20 protein-coding genes are annotated in these 24,754 nt (G+C 45.0%); 8 read left to right on the forward strand and 12 right to left on the reverse strand.

Annotated elements, in window-relative coordinates; translation table 11 throughout:
- Positions 1-118 precede the first annotated feature (118 nt).
- Positions 119-313 (forward strand): sporulation protein Cse60, encoded by a 195-nt coding sequence (locus NSQ50_RS04075; RefSeq protein WP_036686883.1) that lies wholly within the window; start codon positions 119-121, stop codon positions 311-313.
- A gap of 151 nt (positions 314-464) precedes the next feature.
- On the opposite strand, the gene katA is transcribed toward NSQ50_RS04075, so the two are convergent.
- Both katA and glgP read right to left on the reverse strand, forming a co-directional pair.
- Complete coding sequence (gene katA, locus NSQ50_RS04080) at positions 465-1,922, reverse strand: catalase KatA (RefSeq protein ID WP_076225236.1); 1,458 nt, start codon at positions 1,920-1,922, stop codon at positions 465-467.
- Positions 1,923-2,184: 262 nt separating this feature from the next.
- The gene (gene glgP / locus NSQ50_RS04085) at positions 2,185-3,801 is read right to left on the reverse strand and encodes an alpha-glucan family phosphorylase (protein WP_036686887.1); all 1,617 of its coding nucleotides are present in this window, start codon (positions 3,799-3,801) and stop codon (positions 2,185-2,187) included.
- A 255-nt stretch (positions 3,802-4,056) separates the two neighbouring features.
- On the opposite strand from glgP, the gene rbsK reads away from it, so the two are divergent.
- Together rbsK and aroD are read left to right on the forward strand one after the other, a co-directional pair.
- Positions 4,057-4,986, forward strand: a complete 930-nt coding sequence (rbsK, locus tag NSQ50_RS04090; protein ID WP_200870230.1) for a ribokinase — start codon at positions 4,057-4,059, stop codon at positions 4,984-4,986.
- Positions 4,987-5,047: 61 nt separating this feature from the next.
- Positions 5,048-5,812 (forward strand): type I 3-dehydroquinate dehydratase, encoded by a 765-nt coding sequence (aroD, locus tag NSQ50_RS04095; RefSeq protein WP_076225237.1) that lies wholly within the window; start codon positions 5,048-5,050, stop codon positions 5,810-5,812.
- Positions 5,813-5,895: 83 nt separating this feature from the next.
- On the opposite strand, the gene NSQ50_RS04100 is transcribed toward aroD, so the two are convergent.
- The 4 genes from NSQ50_RS04100 to bglX all read right to left on the reverse strand — a co-directional run bounded on the left by NSQ50_RS04100 (position 5,896) and on the right by bglX (position 11,008).
- Positions 5,896-6,648 (reverse strand): MerR family transcriptional regulator, encoded by a 753-nt coding sequence (locus NSQ50_RS04100; RefSeq protein WP_256717131.1) that lies wholly within the window; start codon positions 6,646-6,648, stop codon positions 5,896-5,898.
- Between the two features lie 176 nt (positions 6,649-6,824).
- The gene (locus NSQ50_RS04105; RefSeq protein ID WP_076225239.1) at positions 6,825-7,577 is read right to left on the reverse strand and encodes a 3'-5' exonuclease; all 753 of its coding nucleotides are present in this window, start codon (positions 7,575-7,577) and stop codon (positions 6,825-6,827) included.
- A gap of 186 nt (positions 7,578-7,763) precedes the next feature.
- Positions 7,764-8,732, reverse strand: a complete 969-nt coding sequence (locus NSQ50_RS04110) for a metallophosphoesterase family protein (protein ID WP_076225240.1) — start codon at positions 8,730-8,732, stop codon at positions 7,764-7,766.
- A 116-nt stretch (positions 8,733-8,848) separates the two neighbouring features.
- Complete coding sequence (gene bglX / locus NSQ50_RS04115) at positions 8,849-11,008, reverse strand: beta-glucosidase BglX (RefSeq protein WP_076100566.1); 2,160 nt, start codon at positions 11,006-11,008, stop codon at positions 8,849-8,851.
- Positions 11,009-11,652: 644 nt separating this feature from the next.
- Between bglX and NSQ50_RS04120 the strand changes: the two genes are divergently transcribed.
- From NSQ50_RS04120 to NSQ50_RS04140, 5 genes are all read left to right on the forward strand, one after another.
- Positions 11,653-12,597, forward strand: a complete 945-nt coding sequence (locus NSQ50_RS04120; protein ID WP_305953532.1) for an ABC transporter permease — start codon at positions 11,653-11,655, stop codon at positions 12,595-12,597.
- 28 nt (positions 12,598-12,625) lie between these two features.
- The gene (locus NSQ50_RS04125; RefSeq protein WP_036686906.1) at positions 12,626-13,522 is read left to right on the forward strand and encodes a carbohydrate ABC transporter permease; all 897 of its coding nucleotides are present in this window, start codon (positions 12,626-12,628) and stop codon (positions 13,520-13,522) included.
- An 80-nt stretch (positions 13,523-13,602) separates the two neighbouring features.
- Positions 13,603-15,180 (forward strand): DUF3502 domain-containing protein, encoded by a 1,578-nt coding sequence (locus tag NSQ50_RS04130; protein ID WP_036686909.1) that lies wholly within the window; start codon positions 13,603-13,605, stop codon positions 15,178-15,180.
- A gap of 68 nt (positions 15,181-15,248) precedes the next feature.
- Positions 15,249-16,271, forward strand: coding sequence for a LacI family DNA-binding transcriptional regulator (locus NSQ50_RS04135; RefSeq protein WP_036686912.1), 1,023 nt, complete (start codon positions 15,249-15,251; stop codon positions 16,269-16,271).
- A 36-nt stretch (positions 16,272-16,307) separates the two neighbouring features.
- Entirely contained in the window at positions 16,308-17,195 is an 888-nt protein-coding gene (locus NSQ50_RS04140) for a sugar phosphate isomerase/epimerase family protein (protein ID WP_036686914.1), read from the forward strand.
- Between the two features lie 76 nt (positions 17,196-17,271).
- Here the strand turns inward: NSQ50_RS04140 and NSQ50_RS04145 are convergent, their stop codons facing one another.
- From NSQ50_RS04145 to NSQ50_RS04170, 6 genes are all read right to left on the reverse strand, one after another.
- The gene (locus NSQ50_RS04145) at positions 17,272-18,051 is read right to left on the reverse strand and encodes a spermidine synthase (protein WP_051491484.1); all 780 of its coding nucleotides are present in this window, start codon (positions 18,049-18,051) and stop codon (positions 17,272-17,274) included.
- A complete protein-coding gene (locus NSQ50_RS04150; RefSeq protein ID WP_036686917.1) occupies positions 18,023-19,522 on the reverse strand; it encodes a response regulator transcription factor in 1,500 nt (499 codons plus the stop codon). Before NSQ50_RS04150 ends, NSQ50_RS04145 begins: the two co-directional genes overlap by 29 nt.
- Before the next feature lie 17 nt (positions 19,523-19,539).
- Positions 19,540-21,372, reverse strand: coding sequence for a cache domain-containing sensor histidine kinase (locus tag NSQ50_RS04155; RefSeq protein ID WP_036686920.1), 1,833 nt, complete (start codon positions 21,370-21,372; stop codon positions 19,540-19,542).
- A gap of 31 nt (positions 21,373-21,403) precedes the next feature.
- A complete protein-coding gene (locus NSQ50_RS04160; protein WP_051491485.1) occupies positions 21,404-22,237 on the reverse strand; it encodes a carbohydrate ABC transporter permease in 834 nt (277 codons plus the stop codon).
- A 2-nt stretch (positions 22,238-22,239) separates the two neighbouring features.
- Complete coding sequence (locus tag NSQ50_RS04165; protein WP_036686923.1) at positions 22,240-23,133, reverse strand: carbohydrate ABC transporter permease; 894 nt, start codon at positions 23,131-23,133, stop codon at positions 22,240-22,242.
- A 107-nt stretch (positions 23,134-23,240) separates the two neighbouring features.
- Positions 23,241-24,587: an ABC transporter substrate-binding protein gene (locus tag NSQ50_RS04170; protein ID WP_038568815.1), complete on the reverse strand. Its 1,347-nt coding sequence runs from the start codon at positions 24,585-24,587 to the stop codon at positions 23,241-23,243.
- Positions 24,588-24,754: the final 167 nt, after the last annotated feature.

The following is a 24,754-nucleotide window of genomic DNA, read 5'->3' on the forward strand; positions in this document are numbered from 1 at the left end:
GATATTTTTACATTAATTGTTACCTGGGGAGTGATACGCCATGTACATTTCGTTGAGTTCACATATAGATTCCAGAACTATAAAATAACAACTTAATTTATTAAAGGAGGAGATCAGGATGATTCAAGTTAAAGAGTTTGTAGATGCTGATAATTCTTATGCAGAGAATAAAGCTAATGAGTTCCTGGCAGGACTACGGGAGGAACAGATTGTGAATATCTGTTACGGTTCGGTAGTTAAATCATCACGTGATGGGGCAGAGCACCAAAGAACCACTATACTGGTCGTGTATAAGACAAATGAAAGGCAATAACTGGAACACGTTTTTTTCATGTCTATCCATTGTCTCTACGCTGTGCGTTGTGATTGTCATCATTTATTATGTTTTCAGCTAATTAGTAAAAAGAGGACCTTTCCCATCTACGGGCAAAGGTCCTCTTTAGTTTATAAGTGCATTTACAGTCTTACATTCCGTCTGGTACGGATAGACCCAAACCGGATGCGATACGCTGTCCCAAGTCTGGATCAGCCTTAAAGAAATGTTCAATCTGGCGACGTTTGATATCGTTACTTTCAACAGGAGTCATAGCGCCAACGATGTTTTGAACTAGACGGGTACGTTCTTCTTCAGACATTAGACGGTACAAGTCACCTGGTTGTGTATAGTGATCGTCACTATTGTAGGCGACACTATCCGCATATCCGGAGACTTCGAACGGCGATGTTTTATGCTGCGGTGATTCTTTTGGTCCCCCTAAGCTGTTAGGCTCGTAATAGGCTCCGGAACCGCCATTGTTGCCCAAGGCCATGCCACCATCACGTTGATAGTTCTTCACTTCTACTTTTGGACGGTTGATAGGCAGGCTGTTGTGGTTAGGGCCAACCCGGTGGCGGTGTGCATCACCATACGCGAACAGACGGCCTTGTAGCAATTTATCCGGCGAAGCTTCAATACCAGGAACGAAAGAGCCGGGAGAGAATGTGACTTGTTCTACTTCAGCGAAGTAGTTCTCCGGATTGCGATCCAATACTATACGGCCAACCTCGATTAACGGATAATCTTTTTGTGACCAGACCTTTGTTACATCAAATGGATCAAAACGGTAAGTCTTCGCATCCTCGATCGGCATAATTTGCACGTAGAGCTTCCAAGCAGGGAAATCTCCTTTATCAATAGCATTGAACAAGTCTTCTGTATGATAATCCGGGTTTTCCCCAGCGATTTTGGAAGCAAGGTCTGCATCTAGATTCTTAATGCCTTGTTCTGTTTTGAAATGGTATTTCACCCAGACTGTATTACCCTCGGCATTTACCCATTTGAAGGTATGGCTACCAAACCCATGCATATGTCTCAGCGTAGCTGGAATTCCGCGATCCGACATCAAAATCGTTACCTGATGCAGAGATTCAGGCGATAAAGACCAGAAGTCCCATACAGCATTCGGGTTCTTCAGATGTGTCTGTGGATCACGTTTCTGTGTATGAATAAAGTCCGGGAATTTAATCGCATCACGAACGAAGAATACAGGCGTATTGTTACCTACGAGATCATAGTTTCCTTCTTCAGTATAGAACTTCACGGCAAAACCACGAGGGTCGCGTACGGTATCAGCAGAACCTAATTCACCAGCTACAGTAGAAAAACGAATGAACAACGGTGTACGTTTGCCTACTTCAGACAAAAAGTTAGCTTTTGTGTATTGGGTCAGATCTTTTGTAACTTCAAAATACCCGTGAGCGCCAGCACCTTTAGCATGAACGACACGTTCAGGAACACGTTCTCTGTTAAAGTGGGCTAATTTCTCAAGCAGATGGACATCTTGCAGCAAAGTGGGACCGCGGTCACCGGCTGTCATTGAATTCTGATTGTCGCCTACTGGAGCACCCCAGCTGGTTGTAAGATTATTATTATTGGAGCTCATTAATAGAATCACCTCATGAGATTTGATTTTAGATTTAGTATAAGTTCTATATTAATGTTTTTTAAAGAAATTGCAACACTTTTTAAATAATTGGCACATTACAATATGTGGGAATCGTCATTACATCGTTGGCACATTCAGATATATATGATAGACAAAGTGATTAATTGCTTAGCAGAATTAAAAAAGAAACAGCGCATCCCTACCATGACTGGAGGGGTGCGCTGCATTTTTTGATATAGAAGATATTCGGTTCTTGTACTTAGGCTTTAATGTACATTCTGTTGTAATATTCATCTAGCATTCTTTTGGTGGCAAACTCCGTACGGGTGGTTTCGATACTCTTTTTCATCATTTGCACCCATTGTTTACGATTCTCGTAAAAGGTTGGGAGCACACGTTTCAATAAGGTGTCGTACAGTGCATCACTATCATGCTTATCCAGCACCTCAAAGTCTGTAGTTTCGAAGCCGTCTCCAATCTGCCAGCCATTCTCACCATCGATGCAGGCTTCCGGCCACCAGCCATCCAGAATAGAACAGTTCAATACACCGTTCATAGCTGCTTTCATCCCGGAGGTGCCGCTGGCTTCCAATGGTCTACGTGGATTGTTGAGCCAAATATCGGCACCGCGCGTCAGCTGGGCGCCAATCGTCATATCGTAATTCTCGAGGAACACCACACTCTTTGGATACTTTTTCATCATCGCTACTAGGTTGCTGACGATTTTTTTACCGTTATCATCGAGTGGGTGCGCTTTGCCGGAGAATACAATTTGTATCTTTCCAGACTCCAGATAAGGTTCGATAATTTCTGGCTGCGAGAAGATCAGGTCGCTTCGTTTATATGGAGCTGCTCTGCGTGAGAAGCCAATGAGTAGATTGTCAGCATTTAAGCTAATGCCGGAACGTTCTTTGATGAACTGGATCAGTTCTCCCTTGATCTCTTTATGCACTGCCCATAAGTCGCCATCTTGTTCGTAGGCTTGCGTCATTCTTTCATCTACCCAGGTAGGAGTATGGATGGCATTAGTAATGCCTATAATTTCTGATCTTCCGGCTACTTCCTTCCACATTTTATTAGCCGTATCGGCGTGTAGCTGGGCAACTGCGTTGGAGATACGTGACAGCCTTAGACCTGCAACCGTCATATTAAATGGCTCGCCGCCGATCCGCTCCATCTGGTCACGGGTTAAGCCGTTGAACGCACTCATATACTCAAGTCGGTCGAGAGGATGGGTTTCGTTGCCTTCTTTGATTGGTGTGTGGGTAGTGAATACTACTTCTTCGCGAGTCGCTTTCCAAGCTTCTTCGAAGGTATGGCCTCCGGACATTTTTTCACGGATTAGCTCGATAGCCGCTAGAGCCGCATGACCCTCATTGAAGTGATAGACATCAATAGGGATTTGCAGCGCACGCATAGCTTTGACTCCACCAATCCCAAGCACGATCTCTTGTGCGATCCGTTCCTCGCCGAACCAACCATACAATTGGCCTGTGATCCAGGCATCATTATTCTCGGGGATATCTGTATCCAGTAAATACAATGTGCTGTTGCCAAAATAATCAGTTTTCCATACTTTGCATACCACATCGGTTTTTCGGACTTTAACAGTTACCTTAACCCCTGTATCTTCAAGAAACTCATAAACATAATTGTGATAGGAGTCGTACGGATTGCCGTTTGCATCAATCTTTTGGTCCGTGTAACCTTGTTTCCACTTCAGCCCAATAGGGATGATAGGGGCGTTGATATCTTTTGCACCCTTAATGTAGTCTCCGGCAAGAATGCCCAGACCTCCGGCATACATTTTGAAATCGGAATGCAGCCCGTACTCCATACTAAAATAAGCGACTGACGGTAATTTTTGTTCGTTCACTTGATAAGCCTCCTAATCACGGATTAGATTAAATTGCAGTGAAGCTGCGGGCATTATCTCAGGTGCAAACGTTTGCTCAAAATAGTGCAGCAATCATTGTGGAAGCGATTGCACCACTATTCTAGCACACTCGATGAATAAAAGCATAACGTCAATTTGGTGAAAACAACCATTTTGAATCCAATTGAGCGGAATTGATTGATAAAGTGGACAGAAGCCCCTAAGATAAAGAGATTGAAGAAATAATTAATGGTGGTGTCTAAGTTGGATATAGTTGTGATTGGAAGCTTGAATATGGACATGGTAGTACGTACAAACCGGTCACCGGATGCTGGAGAAACCCTAATTGGACAAGCCTTTGCTCTATCTCCTGGCGGAAAAGGGGCAAATCAGGCCGTTGCCGCAGCACGTCTGGGTGCAGAGGTTAGTATGATCGGAAGAGTTGGAAAAGATACCTTTGGTAGCGAAATGCTGGAGATTATCAGGAATGAAGGCATTCATATAGAGCATATTTCTGTAAGTGAACATCAGGCAACAGGAGTCGCTTCGATCGTTATTGAAGAAGATGGAGAAAATCGGATTATCGTGGTACCTGGAGCGAATATTGAGCTTACGGTAGAGGATATTCAGGCATTGGAGGCTGTGATTAGCCAGGCTAAGATCATTGTGCTGCAGCTTGAAATGGATCTGGCGATGAGTGAGCAGGCGATTGCGATTGCCCATCGTAAGAGGATTCCGGTGATCCTTAATCCTGCACCAGCTAGAGTGCTAAAGGATGAGATGCTGGCTCAGGTATCTTACCTGACACCTAATGAGACAGAAGCCGGGATTTTGTCCGGAATGACTGTGGATAGCGCAGAGACTGCTGAGCAGGCAGCCCGTATTTTGCTGCAAAAAGGAGTACAGAACGTTATCGTAACCTTGGGCTCAAAAGGCGCTCTGATTGTGAATGCTGAAGGAGCCAAGGCTGTTCCAGGCTTCCCGGTAAAGGCGGTAGATACAGTTGCTGCCGGAGACTCATTTAATGGCGCATTAGCCCAGCAGTTAGTCTTAGGAAAGACCTTGGAGGAAGCCGTGAGCTTCGCTAATGCTGTAGGTGCATTGGCTGTAGGGAAAGAAGGGGCGATCCCTTCATTGCCGCAGTTGTCCGAGGTCGAGCAGTTTCTAAATCGTAAATCGCTGTAGAATAGACAGTACAGGATACTCAAGATCTATACTAGATGAGATAGGATAAGGAGCTTAAATAATGAGCAGAACAGTAACCGTTAAAAATGTGATCATCGGCGAAGGAATCCCTAAGATATGTGTTCCGCTAATTGGAGCGACCTTGTCTGAGCTGAAGCAGGAAGCGGAAGCGCTGAAAGTACTGCAACCTGATTTGGTGGAGTGGCGGACGGATTTTTTTGCTGAAGTGGAAGACGTTGCTTCTGTTAAGAACGCACTAAGCGAAATCTGTTCTGTGATTCCAGATCTGCCGCTGATTTTTACTTTTCGGAGTGCAAAAGAAGGCGGAGAGAAGCAAGTCAGCACGGAATATTACACAGCACTGAATAAAGCTGCTGCCGAGAGCGGTCTAGTAGATATAATAGATGTTGAATTATTTAATGATGAGCAGGATGTAAAGCTATTGGTCGAAGCTGCTCATACTCATAATGTATCTGTCATTATTTCAAATCATGATTTTCATGGAACACCTCCTAAAGAGGAGATCATCTCGCGGTTATGCAAGGCGCAGGAGCTTGGCGGGGATTTGCCCAAAATTGCAGTTATGCCCCAAGATGCAGGCGATGTGCTAACTTTGCTGGAAGCTACACACATCATGAAGGAAAAATATGCAGACCGCCCAATTATAACGATGTCTATGGCGGGAGCCGGGGTGATCAGCCGTTTGGCAGGGGAAATTTTCGGTTCAGCGCTTACCTTCGGAGCTGCAGATAAACCTTCTGCACCTGGACAGGTAGCTGTGGTTGAGCTTCGGAATACATTGTCACTGCTGCACCGCAGTCTGTGATTTCTGCTGATTGCTATTGCCGCAAAAAAAGGCGTCCGGAATATCCGGAAGCCTTTTTCTATTTTAAAGTATTGTTCGTGCGCTTACGCATTTTTTCCCGTATATACATGTACGGCATCTCTTAGAAACGCAGCGAGTCCAGAGCGGCGCTTGTCATAGTATTCTGTAAAACGTTCATCATCAACATACAATTGTGCAACACCAGCATGAGCTTCTTTGGAATAGGAATTCCAGTAGAAGGAGAGCCACTCACGGTGTAGGTCAGCACTTTTTTGCGCCAATACACTGGCAGGATCTCCATGCTCCATCGCTTGCAAGAGCGTTTCGAACATCTCTTCCTCAAGCTGTTGTATAGCTGCATATTGTTCTTCTGTCATCCCTTTAAGCTTTTGGTTGGATTGATTAATGGTGTTATCTCCGTATTTCTCCCGTATTTCTTGGCCATATTTCTTTTCGTTATCATCTACCAGCTTTTGCTTAAAGCCTTCGAATTTTTCAGTATCACTCATGGTAATTCTCCCTTCTTTTTGAGCCAGCGTCTTTTCGACGTTAGCGATTAATAGATCTAATTGCTGTCTTTTTTCCAGTAGCTTGTCATGATGCTCCCGCAGCGCTTTGGCTCCGTCGAATGAGGGCTCTGTCATAATAGCCTTGATACGTTCCAGACTTAAGCCAAGCTCCCGATAAAACAAAATTTGCTGTAGTAGATCTACTTCGGTACGGCCATAGATACGATACCCTGAAGAGTTGATTCTCGCCGGCTTAAGAATGCCAAACTCATCGTAGTAGCGCAGGGTCCGTGTGCTGATTCCAGCTAACTCTGCGAGCTTCTGCACTGTGTATTCCGTAGTATCACCTCCTACAATTCAAATGTACACCTTTACGTAACGTGAAGGTCAAATGGTTTTTTTAGCATATCCAAAACAGCGGCAGCTACCCTCTGAATGATCATGGGGAAGTCTGCCGCTGCTATGAATAAGTCTATAATGTTGAGCTTTGCTGCTGCCTGAATTTATTTATGGCCCATTTGTGCTGTGAAATAATTGTGCAATTCCTCCAGCTTGCGAGGGTCCGCAAGGGTTGCTTTGTCTGAGAAGTAGTGTTCAACGACAAGGTCCCAGGTAGGTACAATTTTTTGTGAGGTCATTGCCTTAATGGCTACCTTAACTGTTTTGCGTTCTTTGGCATTGGAGAAGGTATCTACGTAATGTTGTGAACGTTCAAAATCCAGATCCTTAAACACGGCGCGGAAGATCTCTGACGTCATCCGTGCATCATCCAGCGCCCGGTGTGCAGATCCAGTAGGCTCAAGCTCAAACAATGCCATCGCGCTTTCCACGCTGACATCATTGCTAAGACCACGCGCACGTAGAACTCCTTTGAGCAAATCGAAATACGTAGCGGACATCCAGTAGGATTCGTCCATCTTGTGCATGCGCACATCCTGAATGATTCGCTTCATATCTTCGCCACCCCAGGTAAGCAGCAGAACTCCGTCTGTACTTAGATCAAGCCACTCTCTAAAAGCAGTGATGACTTTGGGGAAGCGGGAGGCAATGTCGATTTCCTCTTGAGGGATACCGGTTTTTTTCTTAATAAAGGAATTCAGGGTGGAGAAATATATAGGTTTGATCAAGGAAGAAAATTCATCCTTATACTGCAGTGAAGAGTCTAACCGGACGGCTCCAATCTCAATGACCTCCATAGGGTGCTCGCTGGCAAACTTACGGCCGTTGAATTCGATGTCCAGAATAATATAATCCACAGGTACTTGCCTCCGTTTCCATGACTGACGCTGTAGTGCTTAATACGTCGACTTCTCTATTTTAACAAAAAAAGTGATGTAATGGGGAATATGGAGACAAGCTAATATTTGCACAAAAAAATGAACCAGCACAACATTTGCGCACTGGTTCATTTAATCAGTATTTAAATTTAATCCTATAAAAGATTAATGTCCTGAATCGGCAGCAGGTTCAGGCATATGAATCGGCTGTTCATTAATAACAGATCCGTCATCAAGACGAAGCCAGGTATTGAAGTCTTGGTTGCCTTTGACCAGTTCTATGACGCGTGCTCCCCGCATAAAGCCTTCTTTTCCATAAGTATTGTAGCCGGTAGCACGGCCATAAGAAAGACGTATGCCATACAGGTTGCCGCTAAAATCGTTGATATGGTCATGTCCGCAGAAGGTGCCAAGCACATCACCCATTTCCAGCAAAGCCGAGAATAAGCCCGAGTTCACCTCAGGTGAGCATACACGCTCAAACTTATGCCCATGACAGACCTGTGTAGACCAGACATCCCGATATTCGGGAATTGGAATATGGAAGAAAGCCAAGGCAGGCAGCCTGTTCTCAGCAGTCTTCGGATTCAGCCGCGCAGATTCAGCCGTCAGCCAGTTGATCTGATTCCGCCCAACCCAATTGTAGCCCGGGATATCCTCATACTCGGAATAGCCGCCAGAGTCTAGAAAATACAAAATAGCGGCCGCGTGGTCTTCCTGATCTTTAATTTCAAGAGTGTAATTGCCCGAGCCTTCCAGCTCTTCTGGACCGGCTTCGGTCAGGCAGTGGGGATGTTCCAGGGCAATTTGCATCAGTTCACTTTTTGAAATCAGAGTTTCTGTGTCATGGTTGCCAAATACAAAGGTCCAAGGGATGCCGGATCTCTCCACGGCAGCGACAGCCTCACGAAATGCTTGTGCGGGGTGCTCGCATGCCTTGTTTCCCGGTGATACAGGACCGGTGTAAATAAGATCTCCCGTGAAAACCACAAGATCAGGTTGTTCCGCATCCAGAATGCGTTCCATCAGTGCCTGGGTAAGCTGATCCTCAGCTCTTCCATCCATCCAGTGCAGATCGGTAAATTGTACGATTTTAAAAGTGCCATTTTGCTGAAATGATAAACTGTGTCTCATTAGAATAATCTCCCTTACTATCGAATATTGAATAGCAAGCTGTGGAGGCGCCAACCCCTCATTGCGCCAAGAGGGCAATAAGGGCTGACGTCGTTAGAAGCATAGCTATACGCAGGTCAACCGATCCAGATCCGCTGAGTGCAATGATCTCCAGAGTTTCTACCGATCATAATATCATATTCCCCAGGCTCGAAGACCAACTGATCGTCTTTTCCGTAGAACATTAACATTTCTCTGGTGATTTCGAAGGAAACCACCTGTTTCTCATGCGGTGCGAGTGTAATCTGCTGGAAGCCTTTCAGTTCCTTGACCGGGCGCACGACACTTGCGCTGACGTCGTGGATGTAGAGCTGAATGGTTTCCTTGCCGGCGATGTCCGAAGTATTCTCTACTTCAATGGAGGTAACCACCCGATCCGCAGCTTCAACATTGAAGCTGTTGTAAGCAAACTTGGAATAGCTCAGGCCATAACCAAAACAGAACAGCGGGTCATTCGGGCAGTCCAGATAACGGGTCACGTAACGCACATTAGGATACTTAGGATCATAAGGTCGTCCCGTTTGATAAGCGTTGTAATAGACAGGAATTTGCCCAACCGAGTAGGGGAAGCTCATCGATAAACGTCCGGAAGGATTATAGTCTCCGAACAGCACATCGGCCAATGAATTTCCTGACTCTGTACCCAGAAACCAAGCCTGCAGCAGAGCGTCGCTGGCATCAAGAACGGGTTTCAGCTCCAGTGGTCTGCCGCTGAATACAATGGTGACGATCTTTTTGCCGGTATCCTTCAGACGCCAGATCAGCTTCTCCTGATTGGCCGATAGGCGGAGATTGGCTTTACTTCCGCCTTCCCCGGTATCCTGCTGATTCTCACCGACAGCGGCGAGAATTACATCACAATCCTTCAGCTGCTGGTAGGCGTCCTCGATTTCATCCTCCACATCAAAAACACCCTCAAGCATGCTTCCCAGCTCACCAGTCATGGCCGTAAGTATATCTTCGGCAGATGTTTTTTGCAAAATGCCGGTGTAGAGTGATACAGCCGGATCTTTTTCTGTCCCGGCCCAACCGCCCAGCACATGAATGGAGGTGGCGAAAGGACCAGCCAGACCAATCTTCATGCCACGTTTAAGGGGCAGAGCTTCATTGTCGTTTTTGAGCAGCACAACTGAGCTAGCTCCAAGCTCCCGTGCGGCCTGCAGATGCTCAGCGCTAGGTTTCGGAGCCTCATCCACCAGCGGATCTGCATCCTTGAATGGATTATCGAACAGGCCGAGCGCATCCTTGAGCTCCAGCACCCGGATGACGGCTTCATCGATCAAGGCGATGTCAAGCTTGCCTTCCTCGACCAGAGCAGCGCCGTGGTTTAGATAGTGAGTGGACATCATCTCAATATCCAGCCCAGCAGCCAGACTTTTCTCCGCTGCCTCACTGCCATCTATCGCGGCGCCATGGGGAATCAGCTCATTAACGGAATTGAAATCGGCGATGGTAACGCCGTTGAAGCCCCATTCTTCCCGTAAAATCCCGCGAAGAAGCTCGGAATTACCACTTGCCGGGATACGGTCAATGGTATTAAATGCGGCCATAACCATGGCCACTCCAGCATCTACGGCAGCCTTATAGGCTGGCAGGTAGAACTCACGCAATACGCCGGAAGACATATCCACTGTGTTGTATTCCCGTCCGCCTTCGGGAGCACCGTAACCAGCGAAATGCTTCACACAGGCAGCGATGCGTCCTTTTTCTTTTAGGTCTTTGCCCTGATAACCCCGCACCATACTTTCGGTGACACGGGCATTCAGATAGGGATCCTCACCAGATGTCTCCATGACGCGTCCCCAGCGCGGGTCGCGTACGAGATCAGTCATGGGCGAGAAGGTAACGTGAATACCGGCAGCCGCACTTTCCTTGGCGGCGATTTCGGCAAACCTTTCACAGGCTTCAAGGTCAAAGCTGCTGCCCATGGCCAGCGGAATCGGGAGGATGGTCCGGTAGCCGTGAATGACATCCGCCATGAAGAGCAGAGGAATCTTTTGTCTGCTGGTTTGCAAATGTCGGGTTTGCTGCTCGATAACATTCCTAGCTCCAATACCGTTCAGAACACTTCCGATGTTCTTCATTACCTGCGGCTTAATGTTCAGTTCCTTAAATGGTCCGGTTAAATCCACGGTATCGTCCAAACCCCAATAGTGAGGACCTAGCTGGGTTAATTGGGCCAGCTTTTCGTCCAGGGTCATATCGTTCACAAGATCTTGGATAAACGTTTTAGTCATGGTTAACTCCTTCCTCGTGAGCGCATCGAAAGTTAGTTTGTTAAATAGATGTGTAGTTCCCCGCCGGGCAGCGTAAGCATGATTTTTATTTGCAAAGCTTACGTTATATAGGCGATAAGGATGGGAGTGAACCGTTAACTCTCCTGGCACGCAGCTCCGAGATGCGGAATGGGCCTGAGCTATAATCAGGTTCAATTGTTGTGAAAATCATAGCATTTCTCTCTTCGGATACAGGGATGAGGCATGAATTAAATCAGAAGAGGATTGCATCATTAAGATGTTACATATGGAGACTGACATGTCTATGAAAGAAAAGTATAAAAACGTTTCCACAAACGATACACCTCGATATTAGTCTGAACACCAAAAAAAGTCAATCGCCTTTGGAAAAACAGCTAATTTATATTTTTTTACGTGAAAAATGTAACTTTAGTACTTGTAATTCAAAAATAAAATGAATTGACAGCGCATACATTTTGGGAGTATGCTTCTCACACAGAGAGTTTTACAGAAACACTGGAAACGTTTCTACAACGCTCGATACACTTTTTTATGAAGGTTGGGCAAACTGTTTTTATTCTGGCTGCTGGACAAGAAAGGAAGGTAATTTATGCATGTGACTGAATGCATCTTTCAAATTGGAGGTGGGCACTTTGGCGAGACTGAAGCTTGTGGGTGGAAACATTGTTCGGGAAGTCATTAAGAACAAAGTTCTTTTTCTAATGTTGCTGCCTGTAATCGTATATTTCGTTATCTTTCACTATGCTGTAATGCCTGGAGCTTACGTCGCATTTGTAGATTACAAGCTCAATAAGGGGATTTTTGGAAGTAACTTTATCGGCCTTAAGAACTTTGAGTTTCTGGTTCAAAATGGGGATCTATGGAATATTACCAAAAATACGCTGCTCTATAATATCGTCTTTCTAGCTCTAGGTAATATCATTCAAATAGTATTTGCCATTATGTTGTCTGAGATCTCAGGCAAGTGGTTCAAAAAAATATCACAATCCGTTATCCTGTTACCGAATTTCATCTCCATGGTTATCGTCGGTGTGTTTGCCTACAATATATTCAATTTCAATTCCGGGTTTATCAATACGATGTTAACTGGAATGGGGCTAGACCGTTACGAGTTCTATTCCGATCCGGGCATCTGGAAATATATTATTGTGGCTTTCAAGATCTGGGCGGGTACCGGATATGGAATGATTGTTTATCTGGCAACGATCACAGGAATTAATCATGATCTGTACGAGGCTGCTTATATGGATGGAGCGACTACCTGGCAGCGAATCCGTTATATGACCTTGCCGATTCTGAAGCCAACCTTTATTCTGCTTCTACTGTTCGGTATGGGTGGAATTCTCAAGGGATCCTTTGACCTTTTCTATAATCTGATCGGTACGAACTCCGTACTGTATCCGCAGACAGATATCATCGATACCTATGTCTTCCGTTCACTGGTGGGACAATTCAACTTCTCTATGGGTGCCGCAGTGGGCTTCTACCAATCCTTATTCGGCCTGATTCTGGTGCTTGTGGTTAACTTTATTGTACGTAAGGTAGAACCGGACAGCGCTTTGTTCTAAGACTAGACACGAAACAGGGGTGATAAATATGGAAAATACGACCATCAAACAGGATTCCGGAAGCATTCTCATAAAAGCAGTCAGTTATATCTGTATCGCAATCTTTGCGCTATTCTGTTTATTCCCCTTCGCGTTGATGATCTCCTCATCGTTCATGAACGAGCAGGAAATTGTTCGTGAAGGTTATAAGCTGCTGCCGAAGGCATTTTCCTTTAAAGCTTACGAGATGCTATTCAACAACTCTACTCAGCTGGTGAATGCTTATCAGGTAACTATCTTCATTACCGTAGTGGGTACGGTACTCGGACTGTTTATGATGTCGATGGCCGGATTCGTGCTCAACCGTAAGGATTTCAAGTACCGCAACTTCTTTTCCTTCTTGATTTACTTTACAACACTATTCAGTGGCGGCTTGATTCCGACATACATCCTGATGGTGAAGCACCTGCATATGAAGGACAGCTTATTCGCTATGATTCTGCCAGGTGTAGTTGGCGCATGGTCCATCTTCCTGATGCGTAATTTCATGAAGGCGATTCCGGATTCCTTATATGAATCCGCTACCATTGACGGTGCTGGCGACTTTCGCATCTATTGGCGGATATTTATTCCGCTGGCGGTTCCATCCTTGGCTACCATCGGGCTTTTCTCAGCACTAGGCTTCTGGAATGAGTGGTATAACGGGATGTTGTATATTGACAGTCCGACGAAATATCCGCTCCAATACTTTTTGCAGCGAATGGTCAATCAGACGAACTTAGGAGCGCTAATCAACTCGGGAGCGGTCATCAATACTGCTGATCTTCCGACGCAATCCATCAAGATGGCTACAGCTGTGCTGGCCACTGGACCGATTATTCTCCTGTATCCATTTGTACAGCGTTATTTCGTAACAGGCCTCACCATCGGGGCTGTAAAGGGTTAATGGACGCAATCTTCTTTTCGAAGAGCGTTTATTATAAATGAAAGTTTCATAAATAGAAGAGAAAAGGGAGGCTTACCTAAATGAAAGGTAAAAAGATCGCGTCTTCTTTAATTGCTGTCCTCATGCTTACTGGAGCACTGACAGCCTGCACATCCAAGAACAACAATGAGCCGAGTAATGATCCGGCAGCCACGAAAGCTCCAGAGGCTTCAGCCAATGCAGGCGGAGTGGATACTTCCAAGGAAGCTAAGCTGGTGTACTACCTGTGGGGCAGCGAAGGAGTTAAAAATAAAGAAATCCTCGCTGAGATTAACAAGAAGCTCAAAGCTGATCTAAACGCTACGATTGAAGTGAAGTATATTGACTGGCCGGATATCGCTACTAAGTACCCGCTGCTATTTGCTTCAGGCGAAGAATTTGATATGTCGCATGCATCTCCCGGAGCTCCGGTGTCTTATTTCACATTGGCTAGTGAAGGTGCTCTAGTGGACCTTACAGAAATGCTGGATAAAGTTGCTCCTAAGCTGAAGGCGGAAATTCCGGAAAGTGTGTGGGAAAATACAAAATACAAAGGCAAAATTTATGGTGTACCAAGTCTTTATAGCGAATATACACCTGCCGGTTATGCCTACCGTTCTGACTTGCTGAAGAAATATGGAATGGACAAAATCACTTCCATTGATGATATGGTTAAATACATGGATAATGTGGTTGCTAATGAGTCCTTCCCGCCAATTAACGGCAAGGCAGAAGATGCGGCCAATATGTTCAGAATGCTCGTAGATACTACAGGGATGTGGCTTAACGCACCTGGTATATCCTTGAATGAGCTGAATCTTGTGACCAAAAGTCCAGAGGACTACAAGACCGTCTTCCATCCAGCCTTTACTCAGGAATTTGAAGATTGGGCTGTGAAGATGCGTGAATGGGCGGATAAAGGCTACTGGAGTAAAGATGTGCTGTCTGCAACCCTTGGCAGCAAGGATAACTTCAGAGCAGCCAACTCCGCAGGTTATTTGACTCATGCTCAGGACTGGATCGGCCAATACGGTGCGGATTTGAAAGCACAACCGGAATCAGATCCTTACTTCTTTACTTTTGCGGAAGCTAATAAGAAGATCAAACGTAAAATGGGCGTTGATAACTCGACTGTAATCAGCACGAACTCAGCTAATCCAGAGCGCGCTCTGATGGTGATCGAGAAGTTCATGACCGATGAAAGCTACTACAACCTCATCCAAAACGGTATTGAAGGCAAACAATATGTGATGGAAAATGGTGTTAAAAAGCAGCCTGCAGGCTTCAATGATAAAACGGACGGCGGAGGTTTCGCTGCTTGGTCACTTCGTAATGACAAATTCGTAGTTCCTACGGATACAGAAAACCCAATCCGTAACTCCTTATTCGCAGAATGGGATAAAGTGGCTATCGATGATCCTTACAATGGCTTCAGCTTTGATCCAACCAATGTTACAACTGAAATTGCTTCGATTTCCAACGTAAATTCACAGCTCGGTATTCAATTGATGCTTGGTAAAACAAGCAAAGATCCAAAAGCAGCTGTTGCAGAGTACCGCGATCAGCTGAAAAAAGCAGGAGTTGACAAGGTCATTGCCGAAGTAGAGAAGCAATTGGCTGCGTTTGTTCCTGTCAACTAAAGAAAGTTAAGGGGTGTAAGGGAGCTATAATTCGATATAGCTCCTTTACCCATAAATGGGGGAGTAAAGTGGATGTAAATATCAAGGATATCGCGCGGATTTCCGGTGTGGGCATCTCGACGGTCTCCAGGGTAATCAATAACAAGGGACCGGTGAGCAAGTCTACACGTGAGAAAGTGATGAGTGTGGTTAAGGAATACAATTATATTCCCAATTCCAACGCGCGGAATTTGAAAACTACACAATCTAAGAACATTGCACTTATGGTCAAGGGGATTACCAATCCTTTTTTCTCTAATATGATCAGAGAAATTGAACGGCAGGTCAATCTGCGGGGCTACCCGTTTCTTATCCAGCAAGTAGAGGATGGGACCGATGAAATCAATGCTGCTATTCAACTGGTGAAGGAGAAGAATCTGTGCGGGATTATCTTCATGGGTGGAACCTATGATCATTCTGAAGAGAAGTTCAAACAGCTGACGGTTCCGTTTGTGCTGACAACGATCACCTCAACGCAGGAGGTGAACCCGCTTATTTTTTCCAGCGTTATTATCAATGAAACGAAGGAAGCCTATAAGGCTACCAATTATTTGATCTCATTAGGTCATACGAATATCGGCTTTTTAGCCAAGTCTCCTTTATTGGATGAAACCACGGGCAACCGGCGGTATTTGGGCTACAAAAAAGCACTCGAAGAGCAGGGTCTGCCCTACGATTCGGGGCTGGTCGAGGATTGTGAATACAGTCCCAGCTCGGGATTTAATGCTGCGCGAAGACTGCTCAACAAGAACAAGGGAATTACAGCTATATTTGCCGCTTCCGACACGATTGCCATCGGTGCTGCCAAAGCGGTGCTTACCGCGGGGTTATCTATCCCTGATGACATTTCAATCATTGGCTTTGACGGGATCGAGATGGCTGAATATTATCATCCTTCTCTGGATACAATCAGCCAGCCGGGTACGGAAATGGCCTTATCCAGTGTAGGTGTTCTGTTCGACCTCATTTCCGGACGGTCAAACCATCAGCATATTGTCTATGATGCGGTATTGCTCAAGCGTGGTTCCTGCAAGATGATTAAACCTCGTTAAGATCACACTATAAACCTTTATTGGAGTGGAACCGAAATGCAAGATACACTGAGAATAGGTACGATTGTTCGTGGTGGAGAAGCCGTTAAGGTCATTCCACAAATTGTGGGGCATGGATTTGAATCATTTAATCTGAACTTTTGGCAGACCACCGGCGAAACCGATTTGATCGAAACGGCTGCACGACTGAGGGAGTTAGCTGCTGAGCATGATTTTGTCATCTCTTCTGTGGGCATCTATGGCAATCCGCTGGATGGCAGCGGCGACAATGCCGACACATTGGCCAGCTGGGAGCGGCTGATTGATCATGCACATTTATTTGGCACAGATATTATAGGCGGGTTCACCGGCCGATTGCCAGGTTTGTCCATTGACGAGTCCATCCCGAAGTTTACAGAGGTGTTCGGAGAACTGGCGAAGAGAGCGGCAGATCGCGGCCTGCGAATTGCTTTTGAGAATTGTGCTATGGGCGGAAACTGGCAGAGCGGAGAGTGGAACATCGCTCACAATCCTTCGGCCTGGGAGAAGATGTTCAATGCCGTTCCGGCAGATAATCTGGGATTGGAATGGGAGCCTTGCCACCAGATGATCGCATTAATTGATCCGCTTCCGCAGCTGCGCAAATGGATGGATAAAGTATTCCATGTGCATGGCAAGGATGCGACCATCGCTTGGGACATCGTCAAGGAATACGGTATTCATGGCCCCAAACCTTATGTATGGGATCGAACCCCTGGCTTCGGGGATACCAATTGGGTAGATGTAATCACCATCCTGCGCCAAGCGGGTTATAAAGGTACGATTGATATCGAAGGCTGGCATGATCCAGTGTATCGTGATGAGCTGGAAATGACCGGCCAGGTGCATGCACTGAATTACTTGAAATATTGCCGTGGTGGCAGCTTTGTGCCTAATCCGGTTTAAATGGTGCGATATGAAAACAACCCAAAAATGACCTCGAAATCCACAATGAAGTGGAGGATGAGGTCATTTTTTATAGTTAATCCTGAATCAGATATCCTTGTCCCAGCTGTATTTCTTTGAAACCTGCCAAATGGCGGGCTTGAAAGCGGACAGGGGAGCTGCCGCCAACCATAATGATATTTTGGATATCAGCGGCCCCTTCTGAAGGCAGGGAGAAGGCTTTGATATAGGCGTACTCTTCGGTAAGCGTCGTATAAATCGCGTTGATAAGCGGGTCATTTTCACCTTTTCCCATTAGATTCATGAGAATATATCCGCCTGTGTTTAGCTTCGAACGGGTAATACTGAAAAATTCACGGGAGACTAAATGCCTTGGTGTACCAGCGGCAGTAAATGCGTCCAAAATGATGTAATCATATACTTGCGGATTTTCACCTTCAAGGATCTGACGTCCGTCACCGATCACTACGTTATCTTGACTATATCCGAAGCAGCGGCGGCTTAATTCGACTACTTCGTTGTCTAGCTCGGCTACTTTAAATCTTTTCTCCGGAAAATGCCCGGCAATTGTTCCAATTCCATGCCCAATAAGAAAAACATCCTCAAAAGAGGGGAGGTTGAACTCCATGAAGTGAATGATGGCCCGCGGATATTCAAAGAGAATTCGTTGCGGGTCATTAAGATCCATCGCACCTTGAGTGGCATGATTCGAGAACTGCATAACGCGGAAGGAGCCTTTTTCACCATATAGTTCTGTTGTGTCGTAGACGGTTATTTCATGATTTTCGCTATTTCTTTGAAGCTCTGAATGCAAGTGATCAATCTCCTTATACAATAGAAATTCGTTTATATTCATTGGGTGTAACCCCGACAACACGTTTAAAAAGCTTGTTGAAATAGGCAGGGTCGCCATATCCAACCTCTGCCCCAATCTCGTGAACCTTTAGGTCCGGAGCATTCTTGAGCAGATGTTTGGCTTTGCGCAGCCGAATTTCGGTGATGTAGTCCGTCAGTGTAAGTCCAGTCTCTTGCTTGAACAGCTTGCTTAAATAGCTTGGGGTCAAAAAAACCATATTCGCCAAAGTGTTCAGATCCGCATGCTGATTATAGTTAGCGGATATCCAGCGTTTGATGGTTTCTATGGCTGTACCGGACATTTCCAGACGATGGGTTCTGATTTCGGTCAGAATATTTGTAAAGTGGGCGGTAAACATCTCCTCAATGTCGCTAAAGCTTAAGCTGGACGCGATTCTGTCATCCAACCTGAGGTCGGGAGCACTTTTATTGCGGGCCTCGAATTCTTGCAGTTCCTTTTGTGCGGTTTCTTCAATCCATCGACAGACACGGAGAATTTGGTCAGGGCCGGCTTGTTGCGCTTTCAACACTGAGAACAGGTCATGAACCCATTCTAAGATGCCTGTCACATTCAGAATCTGCAGGTTATGGATCAGCGGTTCTCTAATTGTATTAAAGTGATCCAGGATGTTTATCTCCGGCTGTTGAATATCCTGAATATTCGCGTAATGCACAGGCTCCGGATTATATATGCCCAGGTTGCACGCTTGTTTAGCATCTAGGTATGCCTGTCTAAGCTTGGAAACCTCATTATAACAACCGCTGGTACCTACATGTAGGATCTTTCCGTGCGCAGATATCCGCATAATGTCACCGATATCTTTTAAATCGTTGTCTGACAGCGGCTCAGCAGAATATACAATCCACACGTATAGTCCCTTTTGAAGCTCTAAGCTGTCAAAGCTCAACGCCTTCTCTTGCCGCAGACTGTCTGCACAGGAGCAGACGGTTTCTCTGGTGCTCCCTTTGAGGACAAAGACCGAGAAATAAGTCTGGGGCAAGGTAAGGCTGGATAATAGTAGAGGGGAAGAGGGCTCTTCGATATGTAAGAATGTCAATAAAAGCCCGGAACGGTGGCGTTCTTCCTTGTCGCGCGCGAGCTGCCGTTCTTTGTCTAGCCGATATAGCAGCTCGAACAGCTGCTCTTTATTGATTGGTTTTAATAAATAGTCTACAGCTGAGCTGCGGATGGCTTCTCGGGCATAATTAAATTCAACAAATCCACTCATTAGAATAGAATAGATCTGCGGATGGGTGGCTTTTAACTGCTTAATCAGCTCCAAACCATTGATTTGCGGCATACGAATATCTGTAATCACGACATCAAGTTGAAGTGTGGTTAACTCATCTAATAGATGTTTTCCGTCGGAGTAGGTGCCGATGACCAGAAATTCGGCGCTTTCTTTACTGATCATTCGAGCCAGTCCTTCGCGGATTAAGATCTCATCATCAACAATCGCAATACGCAGCAATCAGAGCAGCCCCTCTCCTAAATAAATTCATCTTCGCTATATTTAGCGTTAATATCCTCAATGCGCAGGGTAACACGAGTGCCGACTCCAAGCTCACTCTCTACAAGCAGTCCAAACGAGCTGCCGTAATGCAGGCGGATTCTCTCATTTACATTACGTAGTCCAATCCCGAACCTTTCATTGTCCGTTCCAGTTTGCAGACTATTGTTTAAGGAACGAAGATTAGCTTCATCCATACCGATCCCATCATCTTCTACACAGAAAACGGCATCTCCATGCTCGCTCCATGCGGTGATGCTCAAGGTGCCCAGTCCTACTTTTTGATCCAAGCCGTGAAAGACTGCATTTTCTACGATCGGTTGAAAGACAAGTTTAATAACAGGAAGATGAAGGAGTTCGTCCGGCACGTCAATGTTAAGTCTGAATTTGTCTGGGAATCGGATTTCCAGCAGCTGATAATAATTCCGTACATGATCCAGCTCTTGTCTAATTGTAACAGCCTCTTCGTTTCGGACAATGCTGTAACGCATTTGAAGTCCCAGTAAATAGGTTAGCTTCGCCACACGTGGATCATCATTGCTTTCTGCAAGCATGCGGATGGATTCCAGCGTGTTATAAATAAAATGGGGATTGATTTGGTTCTGAAGTGCCCGCATATCAGCCTTCTGCTTCCGTTTCTCCGTGATGGATACTTCTTGTAACAGATCTTTGACCCTTACGATCATCCGATTAAAATGACTGCCCAGCATCCCAATCTCATCATTATATTTGGAATGCTGCCAGACATCCAGATTACCATGCTGCACCCGTTTCATTAGGCGGACCAAGGATTTAAGGGGTTTGGTCAGGGCATGGGAAATTATAGTCGCAACAAAAAGCGCAAAGGCAATGATGATCAGTGTGGTCAAGATAAGCGTATTCCGATTCTTTTGTACAGGGGATAGGATACGTGTTAAAGGAATCGTAACCATGGTGGTCCAACCGGTCTGTTTCGAGACGGTATACACTGCAAGATAAGACTGGCCATTCAAGTCTATTTGAAAATGATCCTGCTGCTGATTTACTTGCTGCAGCAACAGCTTTGTATTCAGAGTTTGTGTATCGGCAGCCAGATTCGGAACCGCTGAATCTTCACTGGCATAGATCAGTTCTCCATTGTTATCTACAATGAACGTATTTCCTTGCGTAACTGCATTTACGGGATCGATAATACCCTTAAACAGATTGATGTCTACATCGAAAACGAGAATTCCTATATTCTGCAAAGTACTTACAGAGTTAATCGTACGCAGAACACTAAAGACCTCTTTATGGACATTCGAGTTGGTACGGATTGTATGTCTGCCCTGAATGACAGGCGCCGCTCCGGCATCTTCACTCATGGCTCTCCATTTAGCTAATCGTTCCTCTGGATACAGCTCATTAATTCCGGCGTCCTTATCATAAAAGACCGAACCGTACTGGTCTACCAAATACACGGCAATGATCTCTTCCTTAGTATGATTCAAATAGCTAAGGAACATCGCCATGCCCGTATTTTTTTCCCAGTCGGTATTTTGCTGTGTCAGGTAGACTTGCACATCGGTGTTATACAGCGGCAGGGCTGTATATCTCTTGAGGTCGGCAATATACCGGTCAATGGTATCTGAAGCATTCGATGTCATTTGACCCGCACCGTCAGTCGCATTCACAAGAACCGAGTTGAACATGGAGCGGGATGATAGATAACTTACATAAGTGATCGGCAGAGAGATCAGAAAAACAAAGATAACGATCAGCTTGCGCTCCATCGGTAGATTGGCAAGGAACAACCACATTTTGCGTAAAGTTAACCGGATGTATGATAGCATTTGCGTTGTTCCTTTCCTGTAATAAGCTACCTTATTTGACCGCTCCGCTGGTTACGCCTTCAAAGATGTAACGCTGCAGGAAGAAATATAAAATTACTGTTGGCAGCAGAATAAGCAGAATAGCTGCACAGATTAAATTCCATTCCCCCGAATTGACCCCTTGAAAACGCATCAGGATCGTCGTAACTACACCAAGGCTTTGTTTAGGCATATAGAGATAAGGGATGTACATGTCATTATAGATACTAATGGTTTTTAAAATAATCAAAGTAGCCGTTGCTGGCGTAAGTAAAGGGAAAATAATCGACCGATAGATTCTGAACAGAGAGGCACCTTCTACCATCGCACTTTCATCGAGATCCACGGGAATATTACGGATAAATTGCAGGTATAAAATGATTTGAATTACATCTGCTCCAATATAGAGCACGATCGGGGCGCCAAGCGTATTGTAAAGACCCATATTTTTGATGATACCAAAAGTCGCTACTTGTGTCGTGATACTAGGAATGATAGTGGCTACTAAATAAGCACCGAAAACAATGGGTTTCAATTTGAAAGAAAAGCGTCCTAATACAAATGCTACCATAGTCCCGAACAAAATGTTCAGAATTAAAGTGATAGCTATAATAATTAATACGTTGCCAAAGCCATTGAGTAGACCTCCACGCTGAAACACGGCAATGAAGTTATCGAAGTTTAAAAAGCTTTTTGGCAACGCGGTGGAGCTACTGCTGTTGAATTCTTCGGTCGATTTGAAGGCGTTAACGATGACCACATATGGAGGGAAGAGCACGACGAATACGCCGATAATTAGCGAAAAGTATTTAATGATATCTGTAAAACGAAACTTAGAGTGTGTCATAGCTACTTATCTCCTCCCCGGCTAAGAACAAGTTGTTGTATGAGCAGTACGATGACGACAAAGAAGAGTAGGATTATACTCATTGCAGATGCAAGGCCGTAGTTGTTAAATGCAAATGCGGTATCGACAACCCGTTGTACATAAGTTTGGCTGGCCCCTGCTGGACCACCTTTGGTCAACACGAAGGGGAGATCGAATACTTCCAGTGCCCCTGTAACGGTAAGAAATAAATTAAGCTGAATAACAGCCTTCATATTGGGCAAAGTGATTCTCCACAGCGTTTGAAAGGAGCCGGCACCATCGATCTTAGAAGCTTCATAAATGTCACGTGGAATGGCCTGCAAGGATGCGATATAAATGACCATGTTGTAGCCCATGAAACGCCAAAATCCTGTGGATGCAAGGGAGTAGTTGACTAGTCCTTCTGTTCCAAGCCAACTGGTCTGTCCGAGGCCGGTCAGGCCAATGCTATTCAGGAGCATATTCAATGAACCGTTAGTAGTGTCAAAGACATAACCGAACATAAAGGCTACAGCGACTCCGTTCATGATATAAGGAAGGAAAAGTAAGATGCGGAATGCATTTTTCCCTTTTAGTCTACTATTCAGCACAACCGCAAAATAAATAGCAACGATATTCTGGAGAATTCCCATTGCAAAATAAGCAAAGTTATGTGTGAAAACCTTGAAGATATCAGGATTGGAGAAGACCTCGCGGTAGTTATCTAGGCCAACCCAAGGTTTTTCGGGACTATAGCCATCCCAATTTGTAAAGCTGTAATAGATCAGTTTAAGTGCCGGATAATACGTGAATGTTGCAAGCAGCAACAATGGAATCGTGAGGAAGGATACAATGATTATAGTCTTCTGTTTGTTATAGGAAAGTGTTCCGAACATCGCTAGCCCTTCTTTCATAAAAGCGTGGTATGGAAAGGCAAAATGGATTATCCGTAAAGGCAATAATCCATTTTGCGCCGTTCTGTACTTCTAATCACAAGCTCAAATTAATAGCCGAGGTCCTTCTTGGCTTTAGCCCAAGCTTTATTCCACTTGTCTAATACAGTTTGTGGATCCTTGGCAAGCACGAATTCCTGTACTACAGCAGGAAGATCCAGTTGTGCCTTGTTACCGATCTCTGTAACCTTCGCATCGTCAACAGTTCCTTCTACCAGTTCTACTCCGGTAGCTTGGAATTCTTTCAGCTGAGTCAGATTGGATTCCTTGCCTTTTAATGGAGAGATAAAGCCAGCGAAATCCTCATAGCCCGAATCCTCAATCATCCATTTTACGAAGGCTTTAGCTGCCTCTAAATTTTTGCTGTTTTTGGCAACGGCATAGAAGAAGTCAGGGCTTAGGGTAGCAGATGGTTTACCCGAATTGTCATAAGGGAATGGGAAGAAGCCGACATTGTCTGAAGCAGCGCCTGCTCCGATGACTTGGTTAATAACCCAGTTGCCAAGATAATACATGGCGAACTTGCCGGAAGCGATGTCCTTTTTCGATTGTTCCCAGTTGGTGGAGTTGATGTCTTTTTCCAGATAACCTTTTTCGTTGAGCTCACTAAGCAGGCTAAAGGCTTTACCGTAACCGTTGTCCATAGTGAATGGTGTTTCAGAGTTCAGCTTAGCATTAGGAAAGTCGGGATTGCCTTCAATTAGGCGTGGTGTATCATAAGCCCAAGTACCAAGTGGCCATTTGTCTTTGAAGTTGGAGGACAGTGGAATGACACCTTTTGCTTTCAGCTTCTCGCAGGCAGCCAGGAATTCATCCCAAGTCTTAGGCGTTTCGGTGATGCCGGCATCGGTGAATGCTTTTTTGTTATAAACAATTCCGGAAGTAGAGTTCCCTGTAGTAATTCCGTACAGCTTACCATCAAAGGATTTGAAGTCTTTAAAGGTGATTTGGTCATTCAAACCGAGATCATCCAGTGAAGCAAAGTATTTCGGCAAGTCAGAGTTAGGGATGGAAGGAATAAACATAACATCTGGAAGCTCGCCGCTGGCCATTCTGACTTTAGCCTGTTGGTTATAGTCGGTTTGGGAAGCTTCGAACTCGACTTTAATGTTCGGGTATTTTTCATTAAAGCGCTTTACATATTCGTCATATTCTTTACCGATCATGTCTGTTCTGTTAGTTAGGAAGGTGATTTTGCCGCTGATATCAGCTCCTGCTGCAGGTTCTGCAGTTGCATTCGTGTCACCGCCGGTATTCTCTGTGTTAGTTGCTGCGGGCTTATCAGTTGCGGCAGCACCGTTATTCGTGGTGTTGTCATTATTCGAACCACAGCCAGCAAGCGTTGAAGATAAGACCATAATCATAACAAAGGATAACGAAAATAACTTATTTCTCATAGCTTAATCCCCTTTTCGTTTTTATTGTTAGCGTTTACATGAACATTATAGCTTTATCGAAGCCGTTAATAAATGTATTGTATTATTATTTATTGTCTTTATTTGTTTTGTTTCTGCGTTTATAATTAGCATGTACCTAACAATAAGATAACAAAATACAAAGAATA

This window comes from Paenibacillus sp. FSL R10-2788 (assembly GCF_038003885.1).
In the GTDB taxonomy this organism is placed as follows: domain Bacteria; phylum Bacillota; class Bacilli; order Paenibacillales; family Paenibacillaceae; genus Paenibacillus_AQ; species Paenibacillus_AQ odorifer.